Raw genomic sequence first — 13,728 nt, 5'->3', positions numbered from 1 at the left:
ACTAGGTTCCGGGAAAAACGCTGCCTCCCCGACTGGGCAAACCAGCCAGGGGAGGCAGCGCTTTCGGAGTTAGCCCTTGGGCCAGCTGGACTCGATGCTGTCAGTTACCTGCTGGGCGGAGCTGCCATTGATCCAGGCAACGATGCCCTTCCAGAACGAGTTGGAACCCACGGCGCTCGGCATCAGGTCCGAACCGTCAAAACGGAAGACGGTCTTGGGATCCTGAAGGAGCTTGATGGACTGCTTGTCCAGGGCCGACTGTGCGTTGTTCGGGTCAAGGCCCTTGTTTGCGCTGATGGCGCCGCCGAGCTTCACACGGTTGTTGGCGAAGTCGGCGCTAGCCATGAATGCCAGGTATGCCTGGACCTCAGGGGTGTCCTTGTACGCGGCAACCGACTCGCCACCACCGGTGATGGCAGTGCCCTTGGATTCATCCACCGGAGGCGTCATGAATGCCCAGACGTCGCCGTCTTCGGCCACGTTGGTACCGGCAGGCCAGTTGGCTGCCTGGAACGATGCCTGGTGGTGCATGGCGCACTGTCCGTCCAGAACCGGCTGGCCAGCCTGGGCAAACGCGGTGCTCAAGATCGAGCGTGGGTCACCGAAGCCGCCGTTGACGTAATCCGGGTTGAGGAGGATGTCGCCAACCTTGTTGAAGGAGTTGACGATCTTGGGGTCATTGAACGGAATCTGGTGCGTGATCCACTTGTCATAGACTTCCGGGCCTTCGGCACGCAGGACAACGTCCTCGATCCAGTCGGTACCCGGCCAACCCGTGGCTTCGCCCGATTCAAATCCGGCACACCATGGCTTCATGGTCTTGTCGTCTGCGATCTTCTTGGTCAGGTCCATCATTTCGTCCCACGTCTTGGGGACCTGCCAACCCTTGTCCTTGAAGGTCTTGGGCGAGTACCAGACGTATCCCTTGACGTTCGCAAGCATCGGGGCGGCGTAGAACGTGCCATCCACCGTGCCGTACTTCTTCCAGTCTGCGGACCAGTTCTTGTCCACAAGATCGGACACAGTCTTGGGAGCGGGCTTCAGGTAACCGGCCTTGGCCTGCGTTGCCAGAAGACCGGGCTGGGGGAAGATCGCTACGTCAGGGGCCGTACCGGACTGGGCCCGGACACCGATCTGGGTCTCGAACTCCTTGCTGCCCTCGTACTTGACCGTAATGCCGGTGCACTTTTCGAACTGTGCCCAGGATTCCTCGAGGTTTGTCGCTTCGACGTCGACGATCGTGGAGTACACGGAGACCGTCTTGCCGTCGTGCTTGCCGTAGGTTTCGTATGCGGAACAGTCGTCCGACGCGGTGCTTCCGCCGCCGCCGCCGCTGTTTCCGCTACATGCGGACATGGTAAGTGCCAGAACGCCGGCCGCTGCGACCGGGAGCAGGTACTTGGTTTTTTTCATGCTGAAGACTCCTCGCTGAGTACAAGAAAATCGTGGCGCGATTGATGTGGTGGCCCTCACACTAGCGAGGTTGTCCATAGAAATGCAAGCGCTTACACCGACCGTAACCACAACGATACAAAGTAACCTTTGCATCGCGCCGGAACTGCACCGCAGCGATTGCCGGGCGCCGTCGTCGACGTCTTGAAACCGCCGCCTGCAGCCGCCGCCACCGCACGGGCAAGAGGAAGGCGAGGGTCCAACATGCACGTCATGAGATTTGTTTGCCCAGTATTGCCTATGCAACAGTGGGAAGTGTGGATGAACTTGAAGCACTCCAGACTATCGGCCGCCTGATCAAAGAAGAACGGCTGGCCCAAGGGCTGAGCCAGGTGCAGTTGGCCAAGCAGGCTGGAACGGCAATCAAGACTGTACGAACGCTGGAATCCGGTACGCGCCGCACCCAGGAAATCAATCAGCGCAAGCTCGAGCACGCCCTGGGGTGGCGCGCTGGATCCATGTCTGAAGTCCTCAAGGGAAAATCCAGCTTCGCTCCGGACCAAATCACTCCGGACGACATGCGCAGCAGCGACGAGCCACGGCAGTCCCCGGGGCCTCGCGTCATGGTACCGGCAGCCCCTATAGCCCGGGCCTCGCATCTTTCAGACGAGGAACTCCTCGCAGAACTGACGTACCGGATGATGCACCGCAACAGGGGCTAGCTGGTTGCTGACAGTTGCTGCCGGCGCACCATCTCGTTGATCCAGGCAGGCGCGAACGGAGAGGTGCAGTTGGGCGGAGTTGGGTAATCCTTCAGAACCTCCAAGCGCTCACCAATACTCAAGGCGCGGGCGCGATACTCCGGGTGTTCGATGCCGATCTGGGCAAGACAGGTGTTCATCGCCCACTGCAGGCGGTCCGGGGCGTCCTTCATCCCCTCCTCGATGGCATCCAGCAGCCCGGTAAGGTCCAGGCCGGCCGGATCCTTGACGACGCGCTCCGAGGTCAGCGCCCAACCGGCACTCGCCACCAAGGGATCCTTGTCCGCAAACCAGGCCACCCGCAGCTCTTCGGCGTGCGGATTCTTCTTGACCACGTAATTCACGAGCCAGTCATGGACTTTGGGGGTTCGGGCCTCGCGCAGCATGGTGTCCAGATCATCGGATCCGTACGACTTAGGCCGGCAGATCAGCAGTGCCAGCAGCTTCGCCGCGGTGTCATCGGTCTCCCAAAGCTCGCGGGAAAGTTCCGGCTGTATCTTCAACCGCTTCGCAATCGCGCGCAACTTAGTGAGGTTCACACCGTGATCGTCACCGTGTTTTTCGTTCACCTCGCGCGACCTCGGGTCTTCCAGCGCGGCCAGCTCGGCCATGACGCCAGCCAGCGTCGTCCCAGTTGCAGCCGTACCAGTCGCAGTTTTCCCGACCACTGGAGCCTCCCATCCATCGCGTGTGAAACTCAGCCTACTAGGCGTGGATGTGCGGGTTCGCCGATTAGCCGCAAGGCGGGATGACAGCTCATAAGGTGCGGTCCACCACGTTCCTGAACTGCCATCCCCGCACCATGCGGTTAGGGCTACTTCCCGCCCTTGAACAGGCCTGCGATCTTGGAGCCGAGACCCTTCACGTTTTCGGTAACATCTCCGGCGATTTCCCTGGATTTCCCGGCAACGTCACCAGCAAGTTCCTTAGCATTCTCACTCACGTCACCGGCGAAAAATTCCTTGACGTTTTCTGCTGCATCGCCTGCGAATTCCTTGACGTTTTCTGCAGCCGCTCCAGCAAACTCCTTGACATTTTCAGCGGCCTCGCCGGCAAATTCCTTCGCATTTTCAAGTGCCTCGCCAGCTACATCCTTGGCCTTGCCCGCAGCGCCTTCCACTGCTTCCGATCCCGTGGTTTCTTCACTCATGGTGCTCTCCTTCGTGACGGTTGAACGCTGATCACTCCCGGTATTTACCCTGCAAAGCAATCAATCGCATCAGGGAGTTTCCCCCTCTACTTTCAAACTATTGGCATCCACGCGGGTTACGCAACGCAAAACACCCGGAGTGAAATATTCGGCAAAATTAGCCAGGACAGTCAGCGAACCCGTTCAGCTTTTGTAAATTTCGCACGGGCCCCTGATGCCATATGGACCAATACGGGCGTCTTCTTGCCGATCACCAGGTCCAGGGCTTCGACCAGCCGTGAAATTTCGGCGGCAAGGAGGTGCGGTGCCACGCCCTGCCGGGGCTGGATGCGCACCCTTAATCCGGGCTGGCCTTTGACCTCATACGTGGCCACAGACGCGCCGGCGAGGTCCGGCCGATCTGCCAAAGCTGCCCGGAGCGCCTGTTCCGCGACGCCGCCACCGATCTGGACCTCACCGTCCACATGGCTCTCATCGTCGCTGGCCACCAGAAGGTTGGCCCGGCCTTTACCCTGTTGCGACACCCAGGCGACCATCGCAATAATGATGGCCACCAAAACCACACCGGCCACAATCCACAGCCAACTTTCCTCACGGCCGGGGAACCGGGTTCGCTGGAATGCATCCTCGGCACGGGCCCACATGTCCGCGGCCCAGCCGTGCCACCACGTTGCTACGGCCGGAACAGTCGCCAGCAGGAGAAGAAGCAGCCCAACGGCCAGGAGTTTCACGCCAATGATGAAGAGAAGCACCCGGTTGAGGGCACGCGGTGTTTCGTTCATGCGCCGACCACCCCCGACGTAGAGAGGTTCACCCGAACAGTGGGCATGGGAAAGGGGGACATTTCATCGAGTTCGGACTGCACTGCCTGTAGGACGGCTTCCTCGCTGACCCTGCTGCCGGAGGTGGGCCGGACGTTGACCACCACTGACTGCCTGGACACAATCACCATGACCTGTTCCGGTGTCACGTTGGCGGCAGTCCGCGCACGACGAGCAAGTGCCGAGGCCAGCACTTCGTCATCAACGACGACGGCGGTGCGTGGGTCCCGCAGCAAATGCCGGGCCCGTCTGCCTGGTAAAACAGCGTGAAGGAGGAAAAACAGTCCGACCATGGCAATGACAGCACCGCTGGCGCCAAGCAGAAGAGGCGGCATGCCCGCCGGAAGTGCGATGATGCGCTCCGCTGCCGTGCTTGGGTCAATAAGCCATGGCGGTTGGCCGATGGCTCGGAGCGCAGATTCCAGAAGCGCGAGGACGCAGAGAATGATCACCAGCACGGCGGCGATGGTGGCTGCTCCAGCCCGGGACGAGTGCGTTTCCCTGCGCAGGACACGGCTCATTGCCGGGTCCTCGCCGGCGATGGGGCCGGCTCCGGAGCCAGCGTCAGAAGGTTCAATGATCGTTTGCTGGTCCTGTGTCACCGGACGCGGCCTCCCTCTGAAACGTGGGCTCCACTGATCCTGATATCCACCCTGCTTATGCGGAAACCACTGAGCCGGGTCACACGCTCCAACACCGTTGCCTTTGCGGCCACAGCACGGTCCCAGATGGAGCCGCCGAAGCCCTGGACACGCTCCGGATTGCGCAGTACTTCACTCAACGCGGGGATGCTGATAGGTGCCACGATGGACAAAGCCAGCAGGCCGTCGTCGTCCGACCAATCTGCGCGGATGTCGCTGGGTTCCACGCCGAGAGCCTCGGCGGCAGCGGCCTGTGCCAGCGATGTCAAAGCCTGGGTACTGATCCGGTTATGTCCGGCCAGGCTGGTGGTAGGTTCCACAGCCCCAGCCACGCTCATGACGAAGAGCGCCGGCCCGTAATGGCGTCCAGGACGCTGCGAAGATCAAGCTTGCCTTCAGCTGCACGGCCCAGGAGGGCGCCTATGCCCATGAAGAGCAGGGAGATAAGGAAGCCCCACAGCCCGAATTGGAAGGACATGAACGCCACGAAGGCGCCAATCGCGATTCCCACAACGGTCATGCTCATTGCAGTGCCTCCCTTTCGACCACGACGGTTTTGGGCTTGGGCGGCGGGGCCACATAGACATCGTTAATCTCGATGTTGACCTCGATGACCTGCAGCCCGACGAGTTCCTCAACAGCCCGGTAAACAGCAGCGCGGACCTGGTTGGCGACGCTGTGCAAGGGATGCCCATAGACAGCCACAAGGTTGATGTCCACCGCTACCTGGGTCTCGCCCACTTCGGCGCGAACACCCGCGGCATGGTCCGAACTGCCAACAGCGTCACGGATTGCGCCAAGCGCGCGGGATGGACCTGAGCCCAGGGAGTAGACACCTGGAACCGCGCGTGCAGCGATGCCGGCTACTTTTGCCACTGCCGCCTCGGAGATGATGGTGCGTCCGGTACCGAGGACCTCGCCCTCAGGCGCAGGGTCGATCTGCAAGTTCTGATCTGACATCGAAGCACTCCCCTTCTCTTGAGTACCACCCTAGCGTCTAGCTCCGACGCTTTGTGAGAGAAGCGAGTGTGCGCGGCGGCTACTTGCAGTTCTTATCCATCCAGTCCTGGATCGGCTTCATAAGTTCCTCGAATTCAGGCTCCCCGTACTTGCGGAAATCCGTTCCGGCGGACTCCGTATACGCCCTCAGCTTCTCAAAGCTCGGCTTCAGTTCGTCAGGCACCTTGCCCTGCATTTGCGACAGTTCTTCCTTGGCCTTCTTGATATCTTCCGGGTCGCCGCCCACCAAGGCCGCCAACGGAAGGATGGTCACGCTCAGCATGGCGGCACTGACGGAGATGCACGCTTCAGACAAGGAAGCGAACTCGCCATAGACGCCGCCTGTGCCTGTGGTCGCATCCGGGCTTGCACTGATCTCCGCGGACGGCTCGGCACTGGATTGTGGGGCGCTGGCTATTGGGGCGTTCGACGACGCAATTGGCGTCGGCTGTGCAACCGGCAGCGGGAAAGAGCAGGCACTGAGCGCCAAGGTCCCGGAGAGAAGACACCCAAGCAACAGCGGGCTTGTACCTCGCCGGCCTGCACCTTTCCTGCGATTCCTTCCAGGAAGACTGGACGTGCTGGAGCCTGTGGTTTCGATCATGGTGTCCCCCATATTGGATTGCGTGCGATGACGAACCGGCGAGGGCAAGAATACGCCTGGCGGCCTGCAGTGAACAGAGGTCGGGTTATCCACAGGCAGTTCTCTTCGAGAGGGTCCTTGAAGCCCGCGCCACCTAGACTGGCCGACACATCACCAAACAGCCGCTGGGGAGCCTGTCATGCCACGCCTTTCGTTTGCCTCTTTTACTGTTCTCATCGTCCGCGTGGCAGCTGCTGCGCTCGGGGTTTCGCTGCTGCTCACCGGCTGCCAGGGCGGCAGCCCACCGGGCAAACCATCTTCAGAAACAGGCCCGACGACGGCGTCCCCCACCTCTGGCGCGTCCGGCTCACCTTCTGCCGTTGGTCCTTCCGCGACCACCGCTCCCTCCGGCGTCTACAGGCCCGCGGATGCGAAGGGCAAAGCGCAGAACGTGCCGGTGCCCGTTATGCCCGAGCTGGCGAAGGAGAACACGAAGGAGGGGCTGGAGGCGTTTATCCGTTATTGGTTTCAGTTGTTCAGTTACGCATACGAGACGGGCGAAACGACTGGCGTAACGGAAAAATCCTCAATGACATGCGTGCTCTGCGGTCATCTCGTAAAATCCATAAACGCCAACTACACCGACAATCGCTGGCTTGTAGGGGGAACGTTTCAGACGCCGGTTGTCGAAGTCTTCTGGGATCCAGCATTGCCTTCGCAGCAGGGCAAGGTGCAGGTAATTCAGCAGGAAATTCACTACTTCGATCCCGGAGGAAGGGAGAGTCGTTCGGCAACTGCAGGAACCAATGACGCGGCTGCCTTCTTTGCTGACTATCGTGACGGTTCTTGGCAGACCACAGATGTGGGCATCATCCGATGATGTTTTTGAAGGCTGTGTGCGCTGTTGCGCTTGCGGTCACACTGCTCATTCCAGCCGTCGAGGTCGCAGCAGGCACCAAGATCGCCTTGGAACCGAAGACCCGGTCCAAAACAGAACCTGCCCCCGATGCAGGCTTCCAAGAGGGCTCGGCTTATGTGGGCGCTGTATGGCAGTTCGATCCGATCACCGGGAAGTCGTCCCCGAAGCTAGACGGCCCATCAGCCGCGGAGGATCCCAACCAGTACATGGCCGATACCCACTGCCGGGCGGACGGCCCCGACACCGTCGACCCCGGTTGCCTGGCCTTAAGCTGCCCTGCCACAACACCGGGCGGTGATGAAGGAACACCGGTGATCTGGAAACAAGCCCCCAAGTCCATCACCAACCCCGGCTGGACCAACTGGATCCCCGTCAGCGGACCCACCTGCCTGTACGACGCCCAACCCGAAAACGTTCTCGCGAACATTGCAGCCCGGATCCTGAACGACTTCCGCCAACTCCCCGTCAACGCGGGAACCCTCGAGGCCCAACCCTTCCCCCACACCCTCAAAGGCGGACCCACAAACTTCTACACCACCGCCACCGAACAAGCCTTCAACATCACCATCCTCGGCCAAACCGTCCACCTGACAGCCACCCCGGCCAGCTTCACCTACACCTTCGGCGACGGCACCAGCCTCGGCCCCACCCCCGCAGCCGGCTATTCGATCCCCGAAGCCGACTGGCTCCTCAACGACACCCGCACCAGCCACAGCTACACGGCAACAGGGAACTACCCCGCCACCATCACCACCAGCTTCACCGGCACCTACTCCGTGAACAACGGCCCACCACTGCCCATCAACGGAACCCTGGACCTGACCACCCCACCAAAAACCATCCAGGTCTGGAAAACAGAAAAAGCACTCGTCGCCGACACCTGCCAGGAAAACCCCACATCCTGGGGCTGCCCCAACGCCGAAAAATGACGGAACCCGTCGCTTCCCGACCCCCTTGAGAGAAAAAGGGACCCAGATCGCCCGAAAACAGCAGCCTTGGCCCGCAAAGAAGGTCAGGAAGCCACAGCACCCAAGAGGAACACACCCAAGGGGATCAGGAGAACCACTTGTCCGGCGGAGAAGCCGTGTGCAGCAATGGCAACGCGATGGCGCGGGACGGGGCAAGAGGCTGGCCCAATTCGCCCAGGACTTGCCGCGCCAGGGCTACATCGTTGACGCAGATCCCATCGACTCCGAGTTGGACGGCTGCGCTGATTTCATCACTTGTCGCCAGAGTCCAAGGGAACACCTTGAGGCCGGCGCCATGAGCCTCGGCGACCAATCCGGCGTCGAGAATTTCAAAGGCGGGCGCAATGGCGGAAGCGCCGGTTGCCAAAGCAGCCATCACAAATTCCTTAACGGCAGAAGGATAGAGGCCTACCGACCGGACGGGGCTCTCCCTGCTCAGCGCCACCAGCGGAACTCCAGGCAACATTCCTGACAGTGCCCGAATGATTTGAGGATCGAAGCTGCGGACGCGCAAGGCCTGTTCACCCTGGTGAGCCTTGAGCAGCCTGGACAATTCAGTCACTATTCCGTGGCCATACTGGTCCCAGGCCGCACCGTCAGTTTTGACCTCAATGTCCAGAACGACGTCGGCGGCATTGGCGAATCGCAACAACGCAAGGGTCTCGGACAGCGACGGCGCACGCGTTTCAGGATCGACGTCGGTAATCGTCGCCGGGTGCTTCTCAACTACAGCCTGAAGCATGCTTTCCAACCTGATGTCGGCGGTTCCGATGACGGCGTCGTGCCTCAATACCAGTTGCATGTCAGACGTGAGCCAGACATCGACTTCTATGGCATCAACGCCAAGGCGAAGTGCCTCGACGAAGCTCGCCAACGTATTCCCGTGCCGTGTGGCAAGAACGCCCCGGTGGCCCTGAATTTCGATCATTGATCTTCCTATTCCGATTCGTCCACGACGGAAACTTCAATAACAGTGGTGAGCTGGGACAGTTGGGCCACGATGTCCGACGCTGCCATGGTGCCTTCAATCTCCAGCTCTATCTCAATGAGGTCAGCTGTGGCGGCGGTTTCGGTAGCAGTCATCAACCGGTCCATCACGCCCTTGGACTCGGCCGAACCCCGCGTCGTAGCGAAACCTTGAACACGGAAACCTTGCTCGGTGCACGTTCGAAGCACGTCCCTCAGGGCTCCGACACCGTCCATATAGGTAACTTTCAACATCCACTGGCTTGGCAAACCAAAGCGGAGCTTCGCAGTCACCACGGGATAGACATAGACGATGACGAAGTGGGCTGCGGTGACGAATACCGCGGGAAGCAGGAGGCCTGCCCCGGCGGACGTTCCGACTGCTGCTGTAACCCAGATGGAGGCTGCTGTCGTCAATCCGCGGACTTGGTTCCGCCGCACGAACACTAGCCCCGCCCCTATGAAGCCAATGCCGGAAACCACTTGAGCCGCCAGGCGGGAGGGATCCAGCCTCACCAGGTCCACCGTCAGGACGTCGCTAAAGCCATATTTGCTCACCACCATGAACAGTGCGGCTCCAAGTCCTACCATGGCATGAGTTCTCATGCCCGCCGACTTGTTCTTGCTCTGGCGTTCAAACCCTATGGCTGTGGATAGGACGAGTGCTGCGGCCAAGGCCAGACACATCTGCCACCACTGTGTATCCGCGCTGAAGATCACTTACTGCTCCGATTCGGTTATCAACCCCCTTCTTCTGTCCTCTTTGTGGAAGATCCAGTCCGATACGGATGTTCCATGCAAAAGCAGCCCAAGGTAGGCACGACGCGAGCCGGTCCTCCCGCTAATTCTTCAAGCCACGGAACGTACCAGTCAACGCTTCTGCACATTCGTGCAAATTGACCGACGAACTTTGTAAGGACGTATTAGCATGATATTTTCAGCCAGTATTTGTGGCTGGAATGCCCGGCAACACGCCACGGAAGCCTATTTCCACCGTCGCGGAATCGGGTCTTGTGATCAGCCATCTTTGTGTGTAGGTTGACCATGACCTGAAGTTAGGTTGTCAGGTCAAATTTGAAACAAATGCTTTTTTGCAAGTGCTAAGTCGCCCGGACAGCGATGACGAGGGGGTCAACGTGAGGGTTTTCCATGGGCAGATTAGGTACAAGTGATGCGCAAACCAGCAGGGCACCGGTCCACAGACCGCCAATAAGCACCCCGAAGAACCGACGGTGGAACCGGAGAACACGCAGGGACGCATGGGTTTTTGCCGCTTTTGCGGCACCCAATGTCCTGCTCATCCTCCTCTTTACATACCGTCCGCTGGTCACCAACTTCTACTATTCCACCCTCGACTGGACGCTCGGGGCGGCCACAGCAACGAGTGTGGGACTGGGTAACTATGTGGAGTTCTTTACCTCCCCCGACGCTTCAAGCGTGCTGGGCGTAACTGCCATATTTACGATCACCACCGTTGGCGGTGCGATGATGCTGGGCCTGCTGGTGGCGTTGGCTCTTAACCAGAGGCTGAAGGGCACAACATTCGCCCGGGCAGTGGTTTTCGCGCCCTATGTCCTTTCCGGCGTCGGCGTCGGCTTGGTGTGGTTGTTCATTTTCGATCCGACGTACGGCGTCCTTTCATGGATGCTCCGCACAGTTGGCCAGGCGAGTCCCCAGTGGGTCAACGATCCTAAGCTCGCGCTGCTCATGGTCATCATCGTGTACGTGTGGAAGAACCTCGGCTATTGCGCAGTGGTATATCTGGCAGGTCTGCAATCCATTCCCACCCAGCTCCTGGAGGCTGCCTCGTTGGATGGTGCCAGTAGCCTGCGGCGCTTCACGTCGGTGGTGCTTCCCCTTCTTTCCCCCACCACCTTCTTCCTCCTGATCACCTCACTGCTGAGCTCCCTGCAGGCGTTCGACATCATCCGCATCATGACTCCATCCGGCAACGGAACCAGCACGCTGATCTTTGACTCCTACCTTCAGGCATTCGGCTCCTACAACCGGGCCGGATACTCCGCGGCCATCTCGGTTGTGCTGTTCGCCGGATTGCTCGTCATGACGGCCGTGCAGTTGCGCTTCGTGGAGCGAAAGGTTCACTACTCATGAGCACCAACACCGTTGAAGCCACACCACGCCGTGACCGCCCGTTCTCCTGGCAAAACCTTGGCAAGACGATTGCCGGGGGTTACGTCCCCCTTCTGCTTGCAACCATGGTTGTCTTCGTGCCCCTCCTATGGATGATGTTGTGTTCCCTCAAAGCGCCCGGCGAGATCGTGACAACAAACCTGACCTGGCTGCCGAAGAGCCCCAGCTTTCAGAACTACGCAGACGCAGCATCCACCGTGCCCTTCGCGCGATTCTTCCTCAACAGCGTGATCGTCACGGTCATCGGATCCACCATTAAGTGCGTACTTGCAGTCTTCACGGCCTACGCACTCGTGTTTGTCCGTTTCCCCTTCAAGAGGGTGATCTTCCTCCTGATTCTGGTTGCGCTGATGGTCCCGCCGCAGGTTTCCGTGCTTCCCAACTACGTTTTGATCGCAGGCATGGGAGGGCTCAACACGTATTGGGGAATTATCCTTCCAGGCCTCGGAACGGCGTTTGGCACTTTCCTCCTCCGGCAGCATTTCCTCACACTGCCGCCGGCAATCCTGGAATCGGCGGAAATCGACGGAGCGGGCCACTGGCGCAAGCTCTGGAAGATCGTTGTCCCGGTGTCCGTGCCGAGCATCGCAACCGTGGCTTTGGTGACAATCGTTTCTGAATGGAACGAGTACATCTGGCCACTGATCGTCACCGACCATCCAGACATGATGACCCTTCCTGTGGGTCTAACGCAGCTGGTTAACAGCGATGGCAGCACCCAGAACTGGGGCATGCTCATGGCCGGCGCGGTGATCGTCCTTCTACCGATCTTGCTCATCTTTGCCGCACTGCAGCGATACATCGTCTCCGGACTCACCCAGGGCTCGGTTACAGGCTAAAACTCCACCCTTCGAGGTTGCTTGGGCACCTCGATCACTAGAAAGGCACTTCCCCTATGTCAAAAACACTTTCCCGGAAGCATTTCCTCGGCTTGGCTGGTGCTTCAGTCACCGCCGTCGCGCTTGCAGCCTGTGGCGGTCCCTCGACTGATGCCGGAAGCACATCCGCAAAGGCGCTCTCCCCGGAGGATTGGTCCAAGATCAAACCTGCCCCAAGCATCAGTTTCATGTCCAGCCATCCCGGTAAGTCCCGGGATACGGAGCAGAAGCTGATAGAGGCCTTCCAAGCGGCCAATCCGGATATCAAAGTCAACCTCATCACCGGAGGCTCAAACTACGAGGAAGTGGCGCAAAAGTTCCAAACCTCCCAGGCCGGGAGCGAAGTACCGGACGTGGTCGTGGCGTCGGACGTGTGGTGGTTCCGCTACGCCGTTTCAGGTGCCATCCTTCCGATTAATGCGCTTCTCAAAGCCGTCAATGTCAGCTCCTCCGACTACAAGTCCGGTTTGATCGCCGATTACGAATATTCTGATCAGCTGTGGGCAGTCCCCTACGCCCGTTCAACCCCGTTGTTCTACTTCAATAAGGACCACTTCAAGGCGGCCGGAGTTCCCGAGCGGGCGCCAAAAACCTGGGAAGAGTTCGCCGAGTGGGCACCCAGGATCAAGTCGGCGAATGCTTCAGCTTCCGGATACCAAAACGCCTACCAGTACCCGGCGATCGCAGGTTACGCCGGCTGGACCCTGCAAAACGTCCTGTGGGGCCAAGGCGGCGGCTGGTCCAAGGAGTGGGAGATTACGGCAAATTCAAGCCAATCTGTTGCCGCGATGCAGTGGGTGCAGGACTCCATTGTGAAGAATGGCTGGGCCGGGGTCTCCTCCAAGAACGCCATTACCGACCTTCAAGCCGGTGCAATCAGCGCCACGATCAGCTCGTCCGCCGACCTCGCCGCCACCCTAAAGGCTGCGAAAGAAGCCAACATGAGGATCGACGTCGGATTTTTGCCGGGCGGTTCGGCCGCGGCGTCGCAGGTTTGTCCCACTGGCGGTTCCGGTTTGGTGATCGCCAGCAAAACGTCGCCCGAACGGCAGCTTGCAGCGGCCAAGTTCGTCACGTTCATGACGAACGCGCAGAGCACGTCAACTCTGTCTGCCGCAACCGGCTACCTACCTGTGGCCGAGGCGGCAGATATCTCGGCGATTGTTGCCCAGACACCGGAATTCCAAACTGTCGTAGACCAGCTCAAAGAGACCCGCACCCAGGACTTTGCCCGAACGTTCCTTCCCGGCGGAGACCAGGAGCTGGCCAAGGCAGCCACCAGGATCATGAATGAAAAGGCCGATGTGCAAGCAACGCTGACCGAGCTGAAGGGAACGTTGGAAGGCATTTACAACAAGGATGTGAAACCGAAGCTGAAGTCGTAAGCCCCGGCGGCGTAAGCGTAGGCATCGTTGGGGGTGCCTACGCTTACGCACGAGGATTAACGAACCGGATTGCTGCCCTTTCCGGGGTGCCACGGTGCTTGTATGCTGTGGAGC

General features: G+C 59.8%; 17 protein-coding genes. 6 read left to right on the top strand and 11 right to left on the bottom strand.

Features of this window, described 5'->3' with window-relative positions:
- Positions 1-69: 69 nt before the first annotated feature.
- A complete protein-coding gene (locus AC6I99_RS02110; protein ID WP_497943727.1) occupies positions 70-1,413 on the bottom strand; it encodes an ABC transporter substrate-binding protein in 1,344 nt (447 codons plus the stop codon).
- Between the two features lie 296 nt (positions 1,414-1,709).
- Between AC6I99_RS02110 and AC6I99_RS02105 the strand changes: the two genes are divergently transcribed.
- Entirely contained in the window at positions 1,710-2,114 is a 405-nt protein-coding gene (locus tag AC6I99_RS02105; RefSeq protein ID WP_224095002.1) for a helix-turn-helix domain-containing protein, read from the top strand.
- Here the strand turns inward: AC6I99_RS02105 and AC6I99_RS02100 are convergent.
- From AC6I99_RS02100 to AC6I99_RS02065, 8 genes are all read right to left on the bottom strand, one after another.
- Complete coding sequence (locus tag AC6I99_RS02100) at positions 2,111-2,764, bottom strand: DNA alkylation repair protein (RefSeq protein ID WP_309929466.1); 654 nt, start codon at positions 2,762-2,764, stop codon at positions 2,111-2,113. The genes AC6I99_RS02105 and AC6I99_RS02100 overlap by 4 nt on opposite strands.
- 203 nt (positions 2,765-2,967) lie before the next feature.
- Positions 2,968-3,303: a hypothetical protein gene (locus tag AC6I99_RS02095; protein ID WP_224166168.1), complete on the bottom strand. Its 336-nt coding sequence runs from the start codon at positions 3,301-3,303 to the stop codon at positions 2,968-2,970.
- A gap of 170 nt (positions 3,304-3,473) precedes the next feature.
- Positions 3,474-4,085 (bottom strand): hypothetical protein, encoded by a 612-nt coding sequence (locus tag AC6I99_RS02090; protein WP_224094999.1) that lies wholly within the window; start codon positions 4,083-4,085, stop codon positions 3,474-3,476.
- Entirely contained in the window at positions 4,082-4,726 is a 645-nt protein-coding gene (locus AC6I99_RS02085) for a DUF6286 domain-containing protein (RefSeq protein WP_497960031.1), read from the bottom strand. Before AC6I99_RS02085 ends, AC6I99_RS02090 begins: the two co-directional genes overlap by 4 nt.
- On the bottom strand, positions 4,723-5,103 hold the full coding sequence (locus AC6I99_RS02080; protein ID WP_224094995.1) for a hypothetical protein: 381 nt from the start codon (positions 5,101-5,103) through the stop codon (positions 4,723-4,725). Before AC6I99_RS02080 ends, AC6I99_RS02085 begins: the two co-directional genes overlap by 4 nt.
- Entirely contained in the window at positions 5,100-5,291 is a 192-nt protein-coding gene (locus AC6I99_RS02075; RefSeq protein ID WP_216922303.1) for a hypothetical protein, read from the bottom strand. Before AC6I99_RS02075 ends, AC6I99_RS02080 begins: the two co-directional genes overlap by 4 nt.
- Positions 5,288-5,725, bottom strand: a complete 438-nt coding sequence (locus AC6I99_RS02070; RefSeq protein WP_223947702.1) for an Asp23/Gls24 family envelope stress response protein — start codon at positions 5,723-5,725, stop codon at positions 5,288-5,290. The genes AC6I99_RS02075 and AC6I99_RS02070 overlap by 4 nt, the downstream gene beginning before the upstream one ends.
- Positions 5,726-5,804: 79 nt before the next feature.
- Positions 5,805-6,368 (bottom strand): hypothetical protein, encoded by a 564-nt coding sequence (locus AC6I99_RS02065; RefSeq protein ID WP_497960028.1) that lies wholly within the window; start codon positions 6,366-6,368, stop codon positions 5,805-5,807.
- A 178-nt stretch (positions 6,369-6,546) separates the two neighbouring features.
- Here AC6I99_RS02065 and AC6I99_RS02060 point away from each other — a divergent pair, with 178 nt between their 5' ends.
- Together AC6I99_RS02060 and AC6I99_RS02055 are read left to right on the top strand one after the other, a co-directional pair.
- Positions 6,547-7,227, top strand: coding sequence for a DUF6318 family protein (locus AC6I99_RS02060; protein ID WP_497960027.1), 681 nt, complete (start codon positions 6,547-6,549; stop codon positions 7,225-7,227).
- Positions 7,227-8,195, top strand: a complete 969-nt coding sequence (locus tag AC6I99_RS02055; protein ID WP_497960025.1) for a hypothetical protein — start codon at positions 7,227-7,229, stop codon at positions 8,193-8,195. The genes AC6I99_RS02060 and AC6I99_RS02055 overlap by 1 nt, the downstream gene beginning before the upstream one ends.
- Before the next feature lie 124 nt (positions 8,196-8,319).
- Here AC6I99_RS02055 and AC6I99_RS02050 read toward each other — a convergent pair whose 3' ends face one another.
- Together AC6I99_RS02050 and AC6I99_RS02045 are read right to left on the bottom strand one after the other, a co-directional pair.
- On the bottom strand, positions 8,320-9,162 hold the full coding sequence (locus AC6I99_RS02050; protein WP_497960023.1) for a glycerophosphodiester phosphodiesterase: 843 nt from the start codon (positions 9,160-9,162) through the stop codon (positions 8,320-8,322).
- A gap of 8 nt (positions 9,163-9,170) precedes the next feature.
- Complete coding sequence (locus tag AC6I99_RS02045; protein WP_309929633.1) at positions 9,171-9,887, bottom strand: MgtC/SapB family protein; 717 nt, start codon at positions 9,885-9,887, stop codon at positions 9,171-9,173.
- A gap of 462 nt (positions 9,888-10,349) precedes the next feature.
- Between AC6I99_RS02045 and AC6I99_RS02040 the strand changes: the two genes are divergently transcribed.
- The 3 genes from AC6I99_RS02040 to AC6I99_RS02030 are packed head-to-tail and all read left to right on the top strand — an operon-like array spanning position 10,350 to position 13,614.
- The gene (locus tag AC6I99_RS02040; protein ID WP_497960021.1) at positions 10,350-11,312 is read left to right on the top strand and encodes a carbohydrate ABC transporter permease; all 963 of its coding nucleotides are present in this window, start codon (positions 10,350-10,352) and stop codon (positions 11,310-11,312) included.
- On the top strand, positions 11,309-12,190 hold the full coding sequence (locus AC6I99_RS02035; RefSeq protein WP_497960019.1) for a carbohydrate ABC transporter permease: 882 nt from the start codon (positions 11,309-11,311) through the stop codon (positions 12,188-12,190). Before AC6I99_RS02040 ends, AC6I99_RS02035 begins: the two co-directional genes overlap by 4 nt.
- A 56-nt stretch (positions 12,191-12,246) precedes the next feature.
- Complete coding sequence (locus tag AC6I99_RS02030; protein WP_224166160.1) at positions 12,247-13,614, top strand: ABC transporter substrate-binding protein; 1,368 nt, start codon at positions 12,247-12,249, stop codon at positions 13,612-13,614.
- Positions 13,615-13,728 lie beyond the last annotated feature (114 nt).

Source organism: Arthrobacter sp. TmtSoilC77, assembly GCF_059739415.1.
The sequence above is the reverse complement of the archived record's forward strand: the minus strand, read 5'-3'. Positions and strand labels throughout refer to the sequence as shown.